This window comes from Gilliamella sp. ESL0405 (assembly GCF_019469205.1).
Lineage (GTDB): Bacteria > Pseudomonadota > Gammaproteobacteria > Enterobacterales > Orbaceae > Gilliamella.
Genome location: NZ_CP048265.1, coordinates 661,293 through 678,711, shown reverse-complemented (window position 1 = coordinate 678,711; position 17,419 = coordinate 661,293). Strand labels below are relative to the sequence as shown.

Annotated in this window: 18 protein-coding genes, 1 pseudogene and 1 riboswitch; of the genes and pseudogenes, 10 read left to right on the top strand and 9 right to left on the bottom strand. The window is 39.6% G+C overall.

The genetic code is table 11. The features are described 5' to 3' along the window. Positions 1–44 precede the first annotated feature (44 nt). From GYM74_RS03105 to thiD, 9 genes are all read left to right on the top strand, one after another. A complete protein-coding gene (locus GYM74_RS03105; protein WP_220219037.1) occupies positions 45–824 on the top strand; it encodes an SPOR domain-containing protein in 780 nt (259 codons plus the stop codon). A gap of 49 nt (positions 825–873) precedes the next feature. Then, positions 874–1,695, top strand: coding sequence for a Dam family site-specific DNA-(adenine-N6)-methyltransferase (locus GYM74_RS03100; RefSeq protein ID WP_220219036.1), 822 nt, complete (start codon positions 874–876; stop codon positions 1,693–1,695). Positions 1,696–1,733: 38 nt separating this feature from the next. Continuing rightward, positions 1,734–2,411: a ribulose-phosphate 3-epimerase gene (gene rpe / locus GYM74_RS03095; protein ID WP_220219035.1), complete on the top strand. Its 678-nt coding sequence runs from the start codon at positions 1,734–1,736 to the stop codon at positions 2,409–2,411. After that, positions 2,404–3,099, top strand: coding sequence for a phosphoglycolate phosphatase (locus tag GYM74_RS03090; protein WP_220219034.1), 696 nt, complete (start codon positions 2,404–2,406; stop codon positions 3,097–3,099). The genes rpe and GYM74_RS03090 overlap by 8 nt, the downstream gene beginning before the upstream one ends. 51 nt (positions 3,100–3,150) lie before the next feature. After that, entirely contained in the window at positions 3,151–4,146 is a 996-nt protein-coding gene (gene trpS, locus GYM74_RS03085; protein WP_220219033.1) for a tryptophan--tRNA ligase, read from the top strand. A gap of 117 nt (positions 4,147–4,263) precedes the next feature. Further along, complete coding sequence (trkA, locus tag GYM74_RS03080) at positions 4,264–5,625, top strand: Trk system potassium transporter TrkA (RefSeq protein WP_220219032.1); 1,362 nt, start codon at positions 4,264–4,266, stop codon at positions 5,623–5,625. Between the two features lie 37 nt (positions 5,626–5,662). Next, a riboswitch (TPP riboswitch) is annotated at positions 5,663–5,765 on the top strand. A 48-nt stretch (positions 5,766–5,813) separates the two neighbouring features. Continuing rightward, positions 5,814–6,602, top strand: coding sequence for a hydroxyethylthiazole kinase (gene thiM, locus GYM74_RS03075; protein ID WP_220219031.1), 789 nt, complete (start codon positions 5,814–5,816; stop codon positions 6,600–6,602). Between the two features lie 9 nt (positions 6,603–6,611). Next, entirely contained in the window at positions 6,612–7,268 is a 657-nt protein-coding gene (gene thiE, locus GYM74_RS03070) for a thiamine phosphate synthase (protein WP_220219030.1), read from the top strand. Next, the gene (thiD, locus tag GYM74_RS03065; RefSeq protein WP_220219029.1) at positions 7,265–8,059 is read left to right on the top strand and encodes a bifunctional hydroxymethylpyrimidine kinase/phosphomethylpyrimidine kinase; all 795 of its coding nucleotides are present in this window, start codon (positions 7,265–7,267) and stop codon (positions 8,057–8,059) included. Before thiE ends, thiD begins: the two co-directional genes overlap by 4 nt. Positions 8,060–8,150: 91 nt before the next feature. On the opposite strand, the gene GYM74_RS03060 is transcribed toward thiD, so the two are convergent. From GYM74_RS03060 to GYM74_RS03045, 4 genes are all read right to left on the bottom strand, one after another. Continuing rightward, positions 8,151–8,354 (bottom strand): heavy-metal-associated domain-containing protein, encoded by a 204-nt coding sequence (locus GYM74_RS03060; RefSeq protein ID WP_220219028.1) that lies wholly within the window; start codon positions 8,352–8,354, stop codon positions 8,151–8,153. A gap of 212 nt (positions 8,355–8,566) precedes the next feature. Then, positions 8,567–9,928, bottom strand: a complete 1,362-nt coding sequence (mnmE, locus tag GYM74_RS03055; RefSeq protein WP_220219027.1) for a tRNA uridine-5-carboxymethylaminomethyl(34) synthesis GTPase MnmE — start codon at positions 9,926–9,928, stop codon at positions 8,567–8,569. 110 nt (positions 9,929–10,038) lie between these two features. After that, positions 10,039–10,644 (bottom strand): YdcF family protein, encoded by a 606-nt coding sequence (locus GYM74_RS03050; RefSeq protein ID WP_220219026.1) that lies wholly within the window; start codon positions 10,642–10,644, stop codon positions 10,039–10,041. Between the two features lie 8 nt (positions 10,645–10,652). Beyond that, entirely contained in the window at positions 10,653–11,216 is a 564-nt protein-coding gene (locus GYM74_RS03045; RefSeq protein WP_220219025.1) for a DNA-3-methyladenine glycosylase I, read from the bottom strand. A gap of 222 nt (positions 11,217–11,438) precedes the next feature. Here GYM74_RS03045 and GYM74_RS03040 point away from each other — a divergent pair, with 222 nt between their 5' ends. After that, on the top strand, positions 11,439–12,791 hold the full coding sequence (locus GYM74_RS03040; protein ID WP_220219024.1) for an MFS transporter: 1,353 nt from the start codon (positions 11,439–11,441) through the stop codon (positions 12,789–12,791). 66 nt (positions 12,792–12,857) lie between these two features. On the opposite strand, the gene gorA is transcribed toward GYM74_RS03040, so the two are convergent. The 5 genes and pseudogenes from gorA to tatA form a co-directional block, all read right to left on the bottom strand. Further along, positions 12,858–14,210, bottom strand: coding sequence for a glutathione-disulfide reductase (gene gorA / locus GYM74_RS03035; protein ID WP_220219023.1), 1,353 nt, complete (start codon positions 14,208–14,210; stop codon positions 12,858–12,860). A gap of 303 nt (positions 14,211–14,513) precedes the next feature. Continuing rightward, complete coding sequence (hldE, locus tag GYM74_RS03030; RefSeq protein ID WP_220219022.1) at positions 14,514–15,938, bottom strand: bifunctional D-glycero-beta-D-manno-heptose-7-phosphate kinase/D-glycero-beta-D-manno-heptose 1-phosphate adenylyltransferase HldE; 1,425 nt, start codon at positions 15,936–15,938, stop codon at positions 14,514–14,516. Between the two features lie 47 nt (positions 15,939–15,985). After that, the gene (tatC, locus tag GYM74_RS03025; protein WP_220219021.1) at positions 15,986–16,756 is read right to left on the bottom strand and encodes a twin-arginine translocase subunit TatC; all 771 of its coding nucleotides are present in this window, start codon (positions 16,754–16,756) and stop codon (positions 15,986–15,988) included. Between the two features lie 14 nt (positions 16,757–16,770). After that, positions 16,771–17,091 (bottom strand): annotated as a pseudogene (gene tatB / locus GYM74_RS03020) (Sec-independent protein translocase protein TatB); the annotation flags it as partial. Positions 17,092–17,094: 3 nt separating this feature from the next. Continuing rightward, a complete protein-coding gene (gene tatA / locus GYM74_RS03015) occupies positions 17,095–17,319 on the bottom strand; it encodes a twin-arginine translocase TatA/TatE family subunit (protein ID WP_370634036.1) in 225 nt (74 codons plus the stop codon). Between the last annotated feature and the right edge of the window lie 100 nt (positions 17,320–17,419).

Here is a 17,419-nt window from a genome sequence, read left to right as displayed (position 1 = left end):
TGAATTGTTGAGCAATAAACCAGATGTTGGGTTAAGGAGAGAATATGCGTGTAGATAAAAATGATCGATATGTATCAGAAAATTCTTACAAGAAGTCTACGCCTTTAATGCAATTGCCAAATTTTCTTCAAAACTACTCAAAAAGAAAATTGACTATTATGCTTATGGCAGTTGTAATAATTCTGTTATTACTTAGCTTAGTCGTATTTCGTCCTTCAACAAATAACGAACCAACTTCATTAACGCCGCCGGTAGTCAATGGCGTTCCGCCGGAAGAGCCAAATAGCGTAACCGAGCAGCAACCTAATCCTGCTATTCAACCGCCACAACCGGTTGATAGTCAGACAACTAATGGTAGCTCAAATAGTGCACAGAGCCATGTTACGCAATCTGGCGGCAATGAAAATAGCAATAACCCAACACAAGCACCGAATTCGGCTAATGGAGCAAGCACTAGCCAACCGACTACACCGCCGCCAGCTTCGCCACAAACTACGCAGAAGCCTGAGCCTGTTAGTCATAAACCAGAAATTAATACTTCAACAAACTCAGCGATAATTAAAGACGAACACTATGCAGTCCAACTTAGTGCGTCTAAATCAGCTGAGGGATTAAGAAAACTCGTTAAGAAACATAATTTGACCAATTACCAGATTTACGAAACCAAACGTAACAATGAAACTTGGTATATTTTAGTTAAAGGTAATTACGCCACCGCTGATGAAGCGAAAAAGGCGATTAAATCATTACCCGATGCTTTACAAAACGACAAACCATGGATCAAATCTGGTGCAACGATCAATAAAGAAAAAACTGCAAAATAATAAAGGATATCGTTCATTTATCCTGGCAATAACAAAATAGGAGTTTCCGTTGAAGAAGCAGCGAGCCTTTTTAAAATGGGCTGGAGGAAAATATGAGCTCGTAGACACGATTAAGCGATATCTACCACAAGGGGATCAACTCATTGAGCCTTTTGTTGGCGCTGGCTCCGTTTTTTTAAACACCAATTATAAAAGTTATATTTTAGCTGATATCAATCATGACTTAATTGCACTTTATAACTTATTAAAAACAAGTCCTGATAAGTTTATCAGCGATCTTAAATTACTATTTAGTAAACAAAATAACCAAGCTGATGCATTTTATCAGTTAAGAGATGTGTTTAATGGGAGCAAAGATCAGTACATTAGATCGCTTCTGTTTGTCTATTTAAACCGCCACTGTTACAACGGTCTTTGTCGCTATAATAACAGTGGATTATTTAATGTGCCATTTGGACGTTATAAAACAATTTATTTCCCTGAAAAAGAGCTCTATTTTTTTGCTAAAAAAGCGCAAGATGCTGAGTTTATTTGTGCGCCTTATCATGATGTCATGAAACAAGCTAAACATAATTCAGTGATTTATTGCGATCCTCCCTATCTTTCGCCCAATGACTCAGCAGGTTTTACTGCTTACTACTCCAATAATTTTGGATTTGATGAGCATAAGAAATTATCGCAATTAGCCGAAAACATGGCTTATGAGAATAATGTTCCGGTTCTGGTATCTAATCATGATACTGATTATACAAGAACTTTATACAATAAAGCGCGATATCTTTATCGTGCTGAAATGCGTCGCTCAATTAGTTGCGCAGGTGAAGGGCGCAAAAAAATTGATGAAATTTTAGCCTTATATCAAAAGTCATAAAGTGATATTGATAAAGGCTTTATCAGTAGAGGTATGTTATGCAAGAGTTTATTATAGCGCCATCAATACTATCAGCCGATTTTGCCCGTCTTGGCGAAGATACCCAAAAAGTACTTGATGCCGGGGCGGATGTAGTCCATTTTGATGTAATGGATAACCACTTTGTGCCCAATTTAACTATGGGTTCAATGTTCTGCAAGGCACTTCGTGACTATGGAATCAAAGCGCCAATTGATGTGCATTTAATGGCATCGCCAGTTGAAGAGCTGATTGTCTCTTTTGCAAAAGCCGGAGCAACTAACATATCTATTCATCCCGAAGCGACCATTCATATTGATCGCTCATTACAACTTATTAGAGATCATGGTTGTACCGCCGGTTTGGTTTTCAACCCGGCAACACCATTGGATTATTTAGATTATGTCATGGACAAAGTCGATATTATCTTATTAATGGGTGTCAATCCCGGCTTTGGTGGACAATCATTTATCCCCTCAACGCTAAAAAAACTACAACAAGTGAAAAAGCGAATTGTCGAATCAGGGCAAAATATCAGACTTGAAATCGACGGCGGGGTAAAAGTTGAAAACATCGCCGAAATAGCAAAAGCTGGTGCCGATATGTTTGTTGCCGGCTCAGCTATATTTGGTCAACCCGACTATAAAACCGTTATTGATGCCATGCGAAAAGCGTTATCAGGAGTAAAACATGCCTAAACTTGATGATATTCAGGCAATTGCCTTTGATCTCGACGGCACTTTAGTTGACAGTGTGCCCGGACTGGCCTTAGCTGCTAAGCAAATGTTGGCCGACTTAAATCTGCCGACAGTTACCAATGAACAAGTCAAAAATTGGGTGGGTAATGGTATTGATGTTATGCTAGAACGTGTGTTTAAAGCCATTGAGGTAACACCTTCTACAGAATTATTTCATCAAGCAAAAGATCGCTTTAATCAACACTATGACAAAGTCATGGATGCCCAAACAAAACTGTTTCCGCATGTTAAAGAAACGTTAAAAACCCTACACGATAATCACTACCCTTTAGCTTTAGTGACCAATAAACCAGCGCATTTCTTACCTGCACTGCTCAGTTCATTAGGCATTAAAGACTATTTTTCGTTAGTGCTAGGCGGTGGGGATGTGATTAAATTAAAACCGCATCCGGCGCCACTTTATCAAGTTATGGCAACGTTTGGACTATTTAGCTCGCAATTATTATTTGTCGGCGATTCTAAAAATGATATTGATGCGGCAAAAAATGCCAATTGCCCAACAGTTGCATTAAGCTATGGTTATAATTATGGTATATCTATTGCAACCAGTCATCCCGATTTTTTACTGGATGATTTTAAAGATATATTAACTTTATTACCTCAGCCCAAAGCTGACGCAAAAAAATAATTAGCACAAATAATTAGCACAAATAAAGAGAAAACAGATTAGGAATAAATTATGAGTAAACCGATTGTATTTAGTGGCGCTCAGCCATCAGGAGAACTAACACTTGGCAACTACTTAGGTGCTTTAAAAAATTGGGTGGCGTTGCAAAATGAATATGATTGCGTTTACTGTATCGTCAATCAACATGCGATAACGGTACGTCAAGATCCACAAAAACTACGCAAAGCGACGCTCGATACCTTAGCACTCTATTTAGCTTGTGGCATCGATCCGCAAAAAAGTACCATTTTTGTTCAATCACATGTGCCAGCCCATGCCGAACTTGGCTGGGCATTAAACTGCTACACCTACTTTGGCGAGCTGAGCCGTATGACGCAGTTTAAAGATAAATCATCACGCCATAGTGAGAATATTAATGCCGGTTTATTTGATTATCCGGTGCTTATGGCTGCCGATATTTTACTTTATCAAGCTAATTTAGTGCCAGTTGGTGATGATCAAAAACAACATCTTGAGTTATCACGTGATATTGCGATGCGCTTTAATGCGCTTTATGGTGAGATATTTACGGTACCAGAGCCCTTTATTCCGAAAGTCGGTGCTAGAGTGATGTCACTTCAAGAACCGACTAAGAAAATGTCTAAATCAGATGAAAACCGTAACAACGTCATTGGTTTACTTGAAAATCCAAAAGATATTGAGAAAAAAATTAAGCGAGCCATGACCGATTCTGATGAGCCACCGGTTGTACGTTATGATTTAAAAAATAAAGCGGGAGTTTCTAATCTGTTAGATATCTTAACCGGCATCACGGGCAAACCGATAATTGAGCTTGAAAAAGAGTTTGAAGGCAAAATGTACGGCCACTTGAAAACTGAAGTAGCAACACAAGTTATTGATATGTTAACGGCTTTACAAGCTAAATATCACCAATACCGTGACGATGAAACGTACCTGTTTTCAATTATGCGTGAAGGTGCTGATAAAGCACGCTCAAAAGCTGAGCCGACGTTGAGAAAAGTGTACGATGCTATCGGTTTTGTATAACAACGATTCGAAAGACGACACAAGTCGCGATAAACATTGAACAATATTAATTGGCTTTAGTAAGCAAAAAAGTTGACACTGTAAGCTTTAAAGCCATTTAACTATTATGGGTTAACAATGAAGATTATAATTCTTGGTGCAGGACAAACCGGCAGTGCGCTGGCAGAGTATCTGGTAACCGATAAACAAAACGATGTCACTGTGGTTGATGAAGATCACGAAAAATTGCAATCTTTGCAAGAGCGTTTTGATTTACAAGTCATTGTAGGAAAATCTTCTTATCCACAAGTGTTGGAAAGCGCTGGTGCTGAATCGGCTGATATGCTCGTTGCGGTTACCAATTCTGACGAAGTTAATATGATGGCTTGTCAGATTGGTCATGTCATGTTTAACATTCCGCAAAAAGTCGCCCGCATTCGTGCGCCGGAATACAATGATGAACGATACCCTTTTTTCAATAAAGATTGTATTAATATCGATCACATTATTGCACCAGAAAATTTAATCACAAATCATATCAGTCAATTAATTCAATATCCCGGCGCTCTACAGTTTGCCTCGTTTTATGATAATCGGGTCTGTCTAGTTGCTGTTACTGCATATTATGGTGGCGCTTTAGTCGGTAGTGAACTGTCCGAACTCAAAGAGCATCTCCCGCATGTTGAAGCTCGAGTGGTGGCGATTTATCGCCAAAATCGCTTTATTCGTCCATTAGGCTCTACACTTATTGAAGCCGGTGATATGGTCTACTTTATTACTCCTCCGGTGAATATTAAAGCGGTAACCAGCGAGCTACAACGGTTAGAGAAACCTTACAAGCGAATTATAATTAGCGGTGGTGGCGGGGTTGCGGTTGCCTTAGCTAAGCGGTTAGAAAACGACTATCAAGTCAAGTTGATTGAGCGGGATGCGGAACGGGCAGAATTTATTGCTGAACAGTTAGTTAATACCACCGTTTTACATGGTGAATCGTCCGACCAAGAGCTTTTATCGCAAGAACAAGTCGAATTAACCGATCTGTTTATTGCTGTAACCAGCGATGATGAATCAAATATTATGTCTTCAATGCTGGCCAAAAGAATGGGCGCCAAAAAAGTTATTGTCTTAATCCAAAAACAGGCTTATTTGGAATTGATTAATGATAGTGTGATTGATATTGCTATCTCCCCACAACACGCAACGATTTCAGAGCTACTGAGTCATGTAAGACAAACCGGCGTTGTAAAAGTGATTTCACTTCGACAAGGCGAATCGGAAATTGTCGAAGTGGTGGCTAATGGCACCAATGAGAGCTCGAAACTGGTCGGCAAAAATATCAACGGACTAAAATTACCGTCCGGCGCAACCATTGGGGCTGTTGTTCGCGGTGAAGATGTCATTATCGTCAACACGGATTTAACTATTGAAGATGGCGATCATTTAATCATCTTCCTACCGGAAAGAAAAGTGATAACAGATATCGAAAGATTATTACAATAGCTTGTTTAAAACCGATAGTAAGTTCATAATAACTGAAAAATTTGACTCGGGGTGTTTTTTGCCTTTTGCAAAAAACTGAGAGTTTACCCGTTGAACCTGATCTGGATCATACCAGCGTAGGGAAGTCTGAGCCACATTGCGCTTAATCTGGCAAATTCTTCCCAATAAATAGATGATAAGGAATGAATATGTCACAAGCCAAAATGTTTGATTTAGCCCAAGCCACCCCCTTTATTAATAACGTTAAACAACAACATCCCCTCGTCCACTGTATAACAAATGATGTAGTACAAAATTTTACTGCCAATGTATTACTGGCTATTGGCGCATCACCTGCAATGATTGTTGCCAAGCAAGAAGTTGCCGATTTTGTTAGCGTTGCCAGCAGTTTATTGGTTAATATTGGAACAATTGAGGATAATATTGCGCAAAGCATGCTGCTTGCTGCAAAGCAAGCACAACAAAGTCAAACACCATGGGTGCTTGATCCGGTCGCTGTTGGTCCCGCATTGCCTTATCGAACCGCAATAGCTCATCAATTATTGGCATTTCAGCCCACTGCCATTCGCGGTAATGCATCAGAAATTTTGGCATTAAGCGGTGAGCAATCTTGCTCAAATGGGCCTGATAGCCAAGATTCAACCGAACAGGCGCTTGAAGCGGCAAAGCAGTTAGCACAAAAGTATCAAACCATTGTTGCAATGACCGGTGATATTGATTATGTGACTAACGGTCAAATCACATACCGCATTGAAGGGGGTGATATTGCATTGACGAAAGTAACCGGAACCGGTTGCTCACTGTCGGCAATGGTGGCGGCCTTTATCGCTAGCTCAGACGATACGTTATTAGCTTGTGCTTCGGCCTGTTTAATGATGAAAAAAGCGGGTGAACAAGCTAACAAACACCATGGCTTAGGCAGTTATGCCGTATCAATTATCGACACGCTTTCACTGTTTAATTCACACCATGGATAAGGAAATCTGATGAAAAAACAATTGAATTTGGACTTATATTTAGTTCTCGATCCCTTATTGTGTGGTGGTATTAATGGTATGGTAAACACGACCCAAATTGCTGTTGCTAATGGCGTTACTGCTGTGCAGTTAAGATCTGAGCAAGCGCTAACAGGTAAAGCGTGGTATCATGCCGCCTTAGCACTGAAAACCGCACTAGCCGACACCCCTGTCCCACTATTTATTAATGACCATATTGATATTGCACTCGCTATTGACGCAGATGGAGTCCATATTGGGCAAAGTGATCTGCCTGTCGATGTTACTCGCCGTTTAATCGGTAAGGATAAATGGTTAGGGTTCTCAGTTTCCAATCAAGAGCAACTTAATGCGGTTGACTGGCAACAAGTCGATTATTTGGGAATTGGCCCAATCTTTCCAACATCAACCAAAAAAGATGCGGCAACAGCTATGGGAATTGAGCAGCTGACTCAACAAGTAAAACTGAAAAAATGCCCTGCTGTAGCCATTGGTGGCATTGATATCAATAATATTAGCCAAGTTATTCAAACAGGTATTGACGGCGTTGCCGTGGTTTCCGCCATTTGTGGACAAAAAAATGTCGCACAGGCAACCGCATCGCTGATTAATAAAATACAACAAGCTCGACAGGAAAAAATATTATGACAACAATCGCCTTAACCATCGCCGGCTCCGACCCAAGTGGTGGTGCCGGTATTCAAGCTGATTTAAAAACATTTTCAGCATTAGGCGCTTATGGGATGTCGGTAATTACTGCTCTCACTGCGCAAAGCACTCAAGGCGTTGATGACGTGCTGGCTATATCGCCACAATTTGTTGAAGCGCAGTTTAATACGCTATATCAGGATATCAACATCGACAGTGTTAAAATCGGTATGTTGATGAACAAAGAGATAGTGTCGACGGTCTATCATTTATTAAAAAATAACCCTATAAATAACATTGTGCTAGACACCGTTATGGTTGCCAAAGGTGGGCACCGCTTATTAAAATCCGACGCTGTCACTGCAATTCGTGAAAAATTATTACCACTGGCAACTGTTATCACCCCAAACTTGCCGGAAGCGGCTGCCTTGTTAGATTGTGACGAAGCTAGCAACGAAAATGATATGCTAAAACAGGGACAAGCGCTGCTTAAATTAGGCTGTCAAGCTGTGCTAATGAAAGGCGGACACTTGCCGGGGCATGAAAGCCCGGATTACTTGATCACACATGATGAAATTATCACTATGTCTTCACCAAGAATTCAAACCAAAAATACCCATGGCACAGGTTGCACCTTATCTGCGGCAATTGCTGCGTTATTACCTCAGCGCAGTTTAGCGCAGGCAGTCAAACAAGCGAAAGATTATTTATATGGCGCCATTAGCCATGCTGATGATTTAAGTATCGGAAAAGGTATTGGACCAACGCACCATTTTTACCAATGGTGGTGATCGATTGATAACTGAGGTTTCGGACAAATTAACACTGTTTTTTATTTAACTGAAATTTTGCCCGAAACCGTCATAATTGAAATCATTAAAACTAGTAGGCAATACCAACAAATTCATAACCGGCTTCATTAATCGCAGCAATAGCGGCTTCTTGCGAAATGGTTCCGCCGTCGATATCAACTTCATGTTTAGCTAAATCAACCGTCACTTTAGCCTTTGGATCGATATCGTTAATCGCCTTAGTGATAGCATTAACACAGTGCTGACAACTCATATTATCGACTATTAATTTCATAATTAACCCTCTGTTTTATTGGAAATAACATGGTTTTGTAAATAATTAACCGGCTGAGCGCATAGATTAGCTATTTAACAAAACGCTATGCTAAAAATGAAAAAGTTTTTATATATTACGCCAAAACAGCCTAAAACCAAACTACCAACTTACTATGATAAAACGATAAATAAGCGGTTATTTAGCTTAGCTTAACAGTTGAATTACATCTTCTATTTACCAATGCAAAATGAGCTAAATATGCGCCCTAGCAAATCATCAGAAGTAAACTCTCCGGTAATTTCACTTAAAGCTTCTTGCGCAAGTCTTAACTCCTCAGCGAGTAATTCACCGGCATGAAAAGTCATTAATTGATAATGCCCATTGCTTAAGTGCTGAGCGGCTTTTTCCAGTGCTTGCAAATGGCGGCGGCGCGCTAAAAAGCCACCTTCAGTGCTCGCATTAAAGCCCATAGCTTGTTTAAGATGATCACGCAGTAGCGCAATACCGTCACCGGTACGGGCTGAAAGTTGAATTAGCGAGTAGCCATCTATTTCACTGTAACCTAACGCCTCGCCGGTTAAGTCAGCTTTATTACGAATCACAGTGACAGGCATATTTTTTGGCAGACGCTCGATAAATTCTGGCCACAATTTTTCCGGATTAGTTTCATTGGTCGTTGTGCTATCTACCATAAATAAGACTCGATCGGCTTGCTCTATTTCATGCCATGCTCGTTCAATACCGATTCTTTCCACTTCGTCACTGGCTTCACGCAATCCGGCAGTATCAATGATGTGTAGAGGCATACCGTCAATATGAATATGTTCACGTAACACATCACGAGTCGTACCGGCAATATCGGTCACAATTGCAGCTTCACGCCCGGCAAGTGCATTAAGTAAACTTGATTTACCGGCATTAGGGCGCCCGGCTATCACAACTTTCATGCCTTCTCGTAACAGTGAGCCTTGTTTAGCCTCTTGACGAACTTCGTTTAATCGAGCAATCACTTCATTAAGTTGCACTTCTATTTTGCCGTCCGACAAAAAGTCGATCTCTTCTTCAGGAAAGTCAATAGCAGCTTCCGTAAAGATTCTTAGGTGAATCAATGATTCAACTAGCGCATTAACTTTTTTAGAAAATACCCCCTGCAGGGATGATATAGCTGATTTTGCAGCCTGTTCAGAACTGGCGTCAATTAAGTCGGCAATGGCTTCAGCTTGGGCTAAATCTAATTTATCATTTAAAAAAGCACGCTCTGAAAACTCACCCGGTCTTGCAATTCGCACATTAGGTATCTCAAGCACTCGTTTAAGTAGCAGATCTAAAATTACCGGCCCACCATGCCCTTGTAATTCAAGCACATCTTCACCGGTGAAAGAGTGAGGATTAGGGAAATATAATGCGATCCCCTCATCTAACGTTGTATTATCAGACGCTAAAAAGGGAAGATACTCAGCATAACGAGGTTTTGGTAATTTTCCTAATACCGCATGCGCAACTGTTTGAGCTTGAGGCCCGGAAATACGCAAAATTCCAACACCACCTCGACCCGGCGGCGTTGCTTGTGCAACAATTGTATCGGATTTCATATTTATCTATAACAATTTAAAATTTGATGATTAATAATAGCATGGAAGCACGGTAAAAACATTAGCTACTAATGGCTTTACCGCGATTGATTAAAGGTTTTGATTTAAAATTATTGCTCGTTTTTCATATCATCGCTTGGGTGATCAAATAGCCAGGAGTTTGCCAGTGCAAGTGGCTCACGAATCAATGCATAATATTTATCGATATTATCCCAAGCTAATGGCGCTGATAGCCCTGATACTTGGCTAATACCTGAACGTTTGGCTAACATAATTGAACGCAACAGATGAAAATCATTGGTTACCACAACCGTATTACCTAAAGGTAATACATGATTTGCATAGATAAATTGTTGTGCTGTTCGGGTTGATTTATCTTCTTGATAAATTCGACTAGGTTCGATACCTTTATCGATTAAATATTGTGCCATAACGCTAGCTTCAGTTGCCGACTCATCCCTACCTTGCCCGCCACAAACAACCACTTTGGTTTGGGGATTATCTTTTAAGTAATCATACGCAACATCCAATCTTACAGCTAATGTAGGATGCGCAACAGCCGGCTTGCCTATAACTTGAGAGCCGAGTACCACTAAAGTATCCGCATTTGATACCGGTTTTTTATTGGCATACAAATAAATAACAATATTGGCAACAACAAAATAGGTAAAGATTAAAATAAAGCAAATCTTGATCAATTTAATGAGCATAGTCATTTTTTCCTTTATTTTTTATCACAATATTGAAAATGATCGTTAACTAATCCCATTGATTGCATAAAAGCATAACAGATAGTCGAACCAACAAAAGTAAAACCTCGCTTTTTTAAAGCTTTTGACATGCTGTCAGAAATATCGGTAGTAATAGGCACTTCACTCATATCGTTAAAATGATTAATAATCGGTTTTCCCTCGACAAATGACCAGATAAATGTTGAAAAATCTTCACCGTTATTTTGCATATTTAAATAGGCATGCGCATTTTTTACTATTCCGTTGAGTTTTAAACGATTGCGTATTAAGCCTTTGTTTTGCAATAAAGCTTCGATATTTTCTGCCGTTAATTGAATAATTTTTTCCGGCTGAAAATCAAAAAAACAGCGACGGTACTCTTCTCGTTTCTTTAGCACTGTAATCCATGATAATCCAGCTTGTTGCCCTTCTAAACAGAGCTTTTCGAATAATTTAAGGCTATCATATTGAGCAATGCCCCATTCGTTATCATGATAATCAATATACAAAGGATCATTAGATACCCAGCTACAGCGCCTTGATTGTGGGGTTGACATAGATAGTTCTCCTTACATAAATTTCTATAAACAAGCTGAATTTTTCCAAATTTTTCCGAGAATTATAAATCAAATAACCGGTTTTGTCTCACTCATGAAATTTTTTTATGATGAAAAAAAGGACAAATTTTTATGGCAGAATGTTGTCTCAATTTAGGATTTCGTCAAAAAAGATGAATTATTTGGTTATCTTTATTTAACAATAACAATAAGGTTGTGTTCATGAGTCAATCTGAAATCAACGCCGAATGGCAACCCGTTGCTCGGCCATTAAATTGCAAGGATTTGAAAACATTAGTGCTCTCATCGTTAGGTGGAACGTTAGAGTTTTACGATTTTGTTATTTACGCGCTTTATATTGACACTATTGTCAAACCGCTTTTCCTCCCCCATACATTATCACCTTTAACCTTGGATCTTTTTGCTTGGGGAATTTTTGCCGCTGGTTATTTAGTTCGTCCGGTTGGCGGAATTATCATGGCGCACTTTGGCGATAAAGTCGGACGTAAAAAAATGTTCACGCTAAGTGTAGCCATGATGGCTTTACCGACTTTTATTATTGGTATATTACCCACTTATGAAACCATTGGGATTATGGCGCCACTACTGCTGTTGATAATGCGTATGCTACAAGGTGCAGCCATTGGCGGGGAAATGCCCGGTGCTTGGGTATTTATTGCAGAGCATGTGCCAAAACAACGTTACGGATTTGGCGTTGGCACCTTAACATCCGGCATAACTGGCGGTATCTTGCTTGGTTTTATTGTGACAATTATTATTGATCTCTGTTTTACCAACCAAAATATCTTAGATTATGCTTGGCGTATTCCCTTTATCGTCGGGGGCATTTTTGGTGTTATTTCAGTTTATTTACGCCGATTTTTATCTGAAACGCCAATTTTTAAAGAATTGGCTGCCCGTAAAGCTATTGAAAAAAATATTCCGGTTGTGACCGTTTTGAAAAAACATAAAACCGCTTGCATGATTGTGGCGCTTTTAACTTGGTCATTATCAACAGCCATTATGGTCGGCATTTTAATTACCCCGGGGCGTATTGTCGGGGGCATGTACCACTTTGCCAACCTTGATTGGCGAATCGGTGGTTGTATTGCAGCATTAACCTTAACCATTGGCTGTATTATTTCGGGTTGGTTAGAAGATAAGCTCGGTACCACTAAAACCGTTATCCTTTCTTGGGGTGGCCTTGCGATTGTTAGCCTCTATTTTTATAGCAGTCTATCGCCTGACATTTCGCTCTGCAAACTATATTCAATTTGGGCAATATTTGGATTATTTATTGGTTCTATCGCAATGACACCAATTATTGGCACCAGAACTTTCCCACCCGCTATCCGCTATTCGGGTCTATCATTTTCTTATAATTTAGCCTATGCCTTGTTTAGTGCAATTACGCCAACGTTAACCATTTATCTATTAAGTCCGGATCATTTACTGGGTCAATATAGTTATCTTGGTGCGGGAATTTATATCTCATTTGTGGCATTAATCGCCGTCGCTGTAGGCTTTTATCCATTAGCCAAACAAGGCTGGCGAAGTGAGTCTAATAATCGATAAGTAAGAAGTACAAAAAAGCAGGCATTAGCCTGCTTTTTATTTTATAGTTTGCAGTCATTAATTTTATTAACGCATAGTGACAAACTCTTCAGCAGCAGTTGGATGAATTGCCACAGTATTATCAAAGTCTTTTTTAGTTGCGCCCATTTTAAGTGCGACAGCAAAGCCTTGTAATATCTCATCCATGCCATAACCGATACCATGAATACCGACAATTTTTTCATCTTTACCCACACAAACCAGCTTCATTCGGCAAGGTTGACGATGTGCTGTGACAGCGGTATACATAGCGGTAAAAGTGGATTTATAAACTTTTACATTCTCTTGACCGTATTGAATAATAGCTTGCGGTTCAGTCAATCCAACAGTACCTATAGCCGGATGAGTAAATACCACGGTTGGAATGTTAGTGTAATCGAGATATTCATGTTTTTTATTATTAAAAAGTCGTTCCGACAAGCGACGTCCGGCAGCGACGGCAACAGGAGTTAATGCGGTGGCACCGGTATCATCACCAACCGAGTAAATGCCTGCAACATTAGTATTTTGGTACTTATCGACGATAACAAAACCATTATCATCAACATCAACGCCGGCAGCTTCTAGATTCATATCACCAGTGGCTGACTGACGACCAATTGCCCAAATCAAACAATCAACAGTATAACTTTCACCGTTTTCCAATGTTAGGGTTAATGAATCATCACTATTTTTAGTCACTTGTTTTGGAATAGCAAAGGTATGTAACTGTTGACCTTCAGCGGCAATCACTTCCATTAAAGTTTCAATAATCAGTGGATCAAAACTGCGTAAAGGTGTTGCCTGACGAACAAATTGATGCGTCTGCGCACCTAGCGAATGTAAAACGCTGGCAATTTCACAAGCAATATAACCTGCCCCAACCACGGCCACACGTTTAGGTAAGGCTTTTAAGGCAAAAAATCCATCTGACGTGATACCATATTCAGCGCCGGGGATGTCCGGAATGGTTGGCTTTCCGCCGACCGCAATAAGAATATGATCGGCGCTGTATTGTTCACCGTTAACCTCAATTGTGTGTGAGTCAACAAATTTTGCATAGCCATAAATCACATCTACGTTATTATTGGTTAGCACACGGTCATACGATTGGTGTACACGATCGATATAAGCGTCACGGCTTGCTAATAATTTATCCCAACTAAATTGATTAATAGTGGTATCAAAACCATAGTCGGGACCATAATGATTGATTGCTTCGGCAATTTGCGCGCCATACCACATAATTTTTTTCGGAACACAGCCTACATTAACACACGTTCCGCCCAATGATTTTGCTTCAATAATTGCACATTTTTTGCCATATAACGCTGCACGGTTAACCGATGCAATACCGCCACTACCGCCACCGATAGCAATATAATCATAATGTTTGGTCATTATCTATCCTTTAAGCTTACTGATTCAATATAGTTAATAGCTTTGCACAAAGTGGGCAATAAAAAAAGTATTTATTCTAAAATTTAACAATAGTTATTATCTATTGATTATCGAAATAAATAATTATTTAATTAAACAACCGAAGCGCCACTGATTGTTGTTAATCTAAAAAACTGGATAGATGTTTAGCTAAACGATTTGTACATCATGTTGTTAATACAACAGACAGCTAAAATGGTGAAAATTGACATTGTAAACAAAAAATTGGCCACCTGTTGGTCGCCAATTTTGCCTAAGAATGGTTTATTGATTTTTTATGGCATTGATAATATTTGTGGTGGAGCAACCATCTTCAAAGTTTAAAACTTCTACCGTTCCACCTGCTTCAATGACCTCTTTACCGCCAGCGATATCTTCCGGCTTATAGTCGCCACCTTTGACCAAAACATCAGGCAGAATATTGCTAATGAGTCGCTGTGGCGTTTGCTCAACAAATGGCACAACCCAATCTACTGATTCAAGTGCGCCTAATACAATCATGCGTTGCCTTAACGGATTAATTGGTCGGGATTCACCCTTGAGCTGTTTTACTGATTCATCACTATTTACAGCGACTACTAAGCGATCGCCAAGTTTTCTGGCATTAGCAAGATAAGAGACATGGCCTGCATGCAAGATATCAAAACAACCATTGGTCATCACAATTTTTTCGCCACGTAACCTTGCTTTTCGGACTTCTTCTTTTAACTCATCTTCAGTCATCACCCCAAAACCATTATTTTTACGGGCTCGAATGGCATTTTCTAACTCAATTTGAGAAACGGTTGAAGTTCCTAGTTTACCCACAACCACACCTGCGGCGGCATTGGCTAAAAAGCAGCTTTCTTCTAAAGATTGGCCTGCGGCTAACGCTGTAGCTAATGTAGCAATCACGGTATCGCCTGCTCCGGTCACATCAAAGACTTCTTTGGCATGAGTCGGTAAGTGATAAACCGGCTTATCTAACTGGAGTAGCGTCATGCCTTTTTCGCTACGGGTGACCAGTAATGCTTTGAGATCAAATCGCTTAATTAGCTCATAGCCTTTTTCGATGATCTGCTCTTCATTATGGCAATGCCCCACTACCGCTTCAAATTCGGACATATTTGGCGTAAGTAGTGTGGCGCCTCGATAACGTTCAAAATCTGTTCCTTTAGGATCAACTAAAATAGGCACATTAGCTTGATTAGCCAGTTGAATCATAGCTTGAACAGAAGATAATGCTCCTTTGGCATAATCTGACAGCACCAATACATTATGGCTGGCGAGTGCGGTTTTAATACGTTCGAGCATTGGCGAAGGATCAACATTATCAAAGCCCTCTTCAAAATCAATTCGGATAAGCTGTTGATTGCGAGAAAGCACTCTTAATTTAGTAATCGTTGGATGCGTTGAAACGGAGACAAAGTCACATTGCACATGGTATTGGGTTAATTGTTCATCAAGGATTTTAGCTGGTTCATCAATGCCTGTTAAGCCAATGAGCCGAACATGACCGCCAAGCGCTGTGATATTCATCGCCACATTCGCAGCGCCACCTGGACGCTCTTCCAGCGCATCAATTTTCACAACCGGAACCGGCGCTTCAGGTGAAATACGATTAGTGCCGCCATACCAGTAGCGATCTAGCATAATGTCACCAACAACAAGAATATTGGCAAAATTAAAGTCTGGTAATGATGTTTTCATTATGATGAGTTATCCTTTACTAGTCATTTAAGCTATAACTTAACTATTTATTGATTTTCATTTAAATCTTGTTGGCTTTCATTGTCAAGTTGGCTATTTTTACGTGGTTGGTAAAATCGTGCAAAAAAAGTACCGATTTCAAATAATAAGCAAATTGGTATTGCTAATAAGATTTGTGAAAATACATCCGGTGGTGTAACAAACATCGCAACGGCAAAAACCCCAACAATAATATAGGGGCGTTTTTTTCGTAGGCTTTGGGGATTTGTCACCCCTGTCCAACAAAGTAAAATAATGGCTACCGGTACTTCAAATGCAAATCCGAATACAACAAAAAGCGTCATGACAAAATCTAGATATTTGGTAATATCGGTATTAATTGCCACATCCACTGGTGCGGTATGAATAAAAAAGTAAAATGCCAATGGAAAGACCATAAAATAAGCAAAAGCAATACCGATATAAAATAGAATCGTACTTGATATAATCAGTGGCATGACTAAGCGTTTTTCATGCTGATAAAGTGCCGGGGCAATAAATCCCCAAACTTGATAAAGCACATAGGGAATCGAGACAAATATTGCCACAACCGCAGTTAACTTTATTGGGGTAAAAAAAGGCGCTGCAATGTCAGTTGCAATCATACTACTGCCGGTAGGCAATTGTCTAATCAAAGGATTAGCAACAATATGGTAAATATCATTCGAAAAATAGAGTAAGCAAGCCAGTACGATTAAAATACAGATTATGCAACGTAGTAGCCGTGTTCTGAGTTCAACAAGATGTCCAATTAAAGGTTGAGTTGCGTCGTCTGTCATGATTTATCTTTGTCTGAGTGTTCAATATCTATATGGGTAGCCGAATCAATCTCTTTTTGTAATGATTCGGTCACCCGTTTTAATTCATCAATTGATTCTTGAATTTCAGGGGTAAGGGTTTTTAAACCTCTTTGTTCAGCTTTTTTTAAGCTGTCTTGTAACTCTTGTAGTTTCAGCTCTTTGCTTAACTCTAATTGCACGGTTGCAGACATGCGGCGCATAACTTTAATCCAACCAGCGACGGTTTTAATCGCCACAGGTAAGCGCTCAGGCCCAAGCACAACCAGTCCAATAATGAGCACTAATAATAATTGACCAAAGCTTATGTCAAACATAAGTTACTCTTTTTTATTATTGTCATCATCAGTTGAAGTCAGATCTTCAACTTTTGCTGAACTGTCACTTGCCTCTTTTTTGCTATCTTGTTCGTCATCATCATTCATGGCTTTTTTAAAACCTTTAATCGATGCGCCAAGATCTGATCCTAAAGAGCGTAGTTTTTTCGTTCCAAACAATAATACAATAACGGCAATAATTATAAGGAGTTTGGGCATACTTAGCATAATAATGACTATCTCCAAAGGGGTTAAATAAATAAATTATACACTTAAATAATAAGATTCTAAAGTGACCATATTAGCGAAGTATCAATAATGCAACACA

Coding starts and splice junctions, on each gene's coding strand:
- GYM74_RS03090 (WP_220219034.1), top strand. CDS start 2,404: ATGCCTAAACTTGATGATATTCAGGCAATTGCCTTTGATCTCGACGGC.
- thiE (WP_220219030.1), top strand. CDS start 6,612: ATGAAAAAACAATTGAATTTGGACTTATATTTAGTTCTCGATCCCTTA.
- tatA (WP_370634036.1), bottom strand. CDS start 17,319: ATGCTAAGTATGCCCAAACTCCTTATAATTATTGCCGTTATTGTATTA.
- trpS (WP_220219033.1), top strand. CDS start 3,151: ATGAGTAAACCGATTGTATTTAGTGGCGCTCAGCCATCAGGAGAACTA.
- GYM74_RS03050 (WP_220219026.1), bottom strand. CDS start 10,644: ATGACTATGCTCATTAAATTGATCAAGATTTGCTTTATTTTAATCTTT.
- tatC (WP_220219021.1), bottom strand. CDS start 16,756: ATGACAGACGACGCAACTCAACCTTTAATTGGACATCTTGTTGAACTC.
- hldE (WP_220219022.1), bottom strand. CDS start 15,938: ATGAAAACATCATTACCAGACTTTAATTTTGCCAATATTCTTGTTGTT.
- GYM74_RS03045 (WP_220219025.1), bottom strand. CDS start 11,216: ATGTCAACCCCACAATCAAGGCGCTGTAGCTGGGTATCTAATGATCCT.
- thiM (WP_220219031.1), top strand. CDS start 5,814: ATGTCACAAGCCAAAATGTTTGATTTAGCCCAAGCCACCCCCTTTATT.
- GYM74_RS03040 (WP_220219024.1), top strand. CDS start 11,439: ATGAGTCAATCTGAAATCAACGCCGAATGGCAACCCGTTGCTCGGCCA.
- GYM74_RS03105 (WP_220219037.1), top strand. CDS start 45: ATGCGTGTAGATAAAAATGATCGATATGTATCAGAAAATTCTTACAAG.
- trkA (WP_220219032.1), top strand. CDS start 4,264: ATGAAGATTATAATTCTTGGTGCAGGACAAACCGGCAGTGCGCTGGCA.
- GYM74_RS03060 (WP_220219028.1), bottom strand. CDS start 8,354: ATGAAATTAATAGTCGATAATATGAGTTGTCAGCACTGTGTTAATGCT.
- rpe (WP_220219035.1), top strand. CDS start 1,734: ATGCAAGAGTTTATTATAGCGCCATCAATACTATCAGCCGATTTTGCC.
- gorA (WP_220219023.1), bottom strand. CDS start 14,210: ATGACCAAACATTATGATTATATTGCTATCGGTGGCGGTAGTGGCGGT.
- thiD (WP_220219029.1), top strand. CDS start 7,265: ATGACAACAATCGCCTTAACCATCGCCGGCTCCGACCCAAGTGGTGGT.
- mnmE (WP_220219027.1), bottom strand. CDS start 9,928: ATGAAATCCGATACAATTGTTGCACAAGCAACGCCGCCGGGTCGAGGT.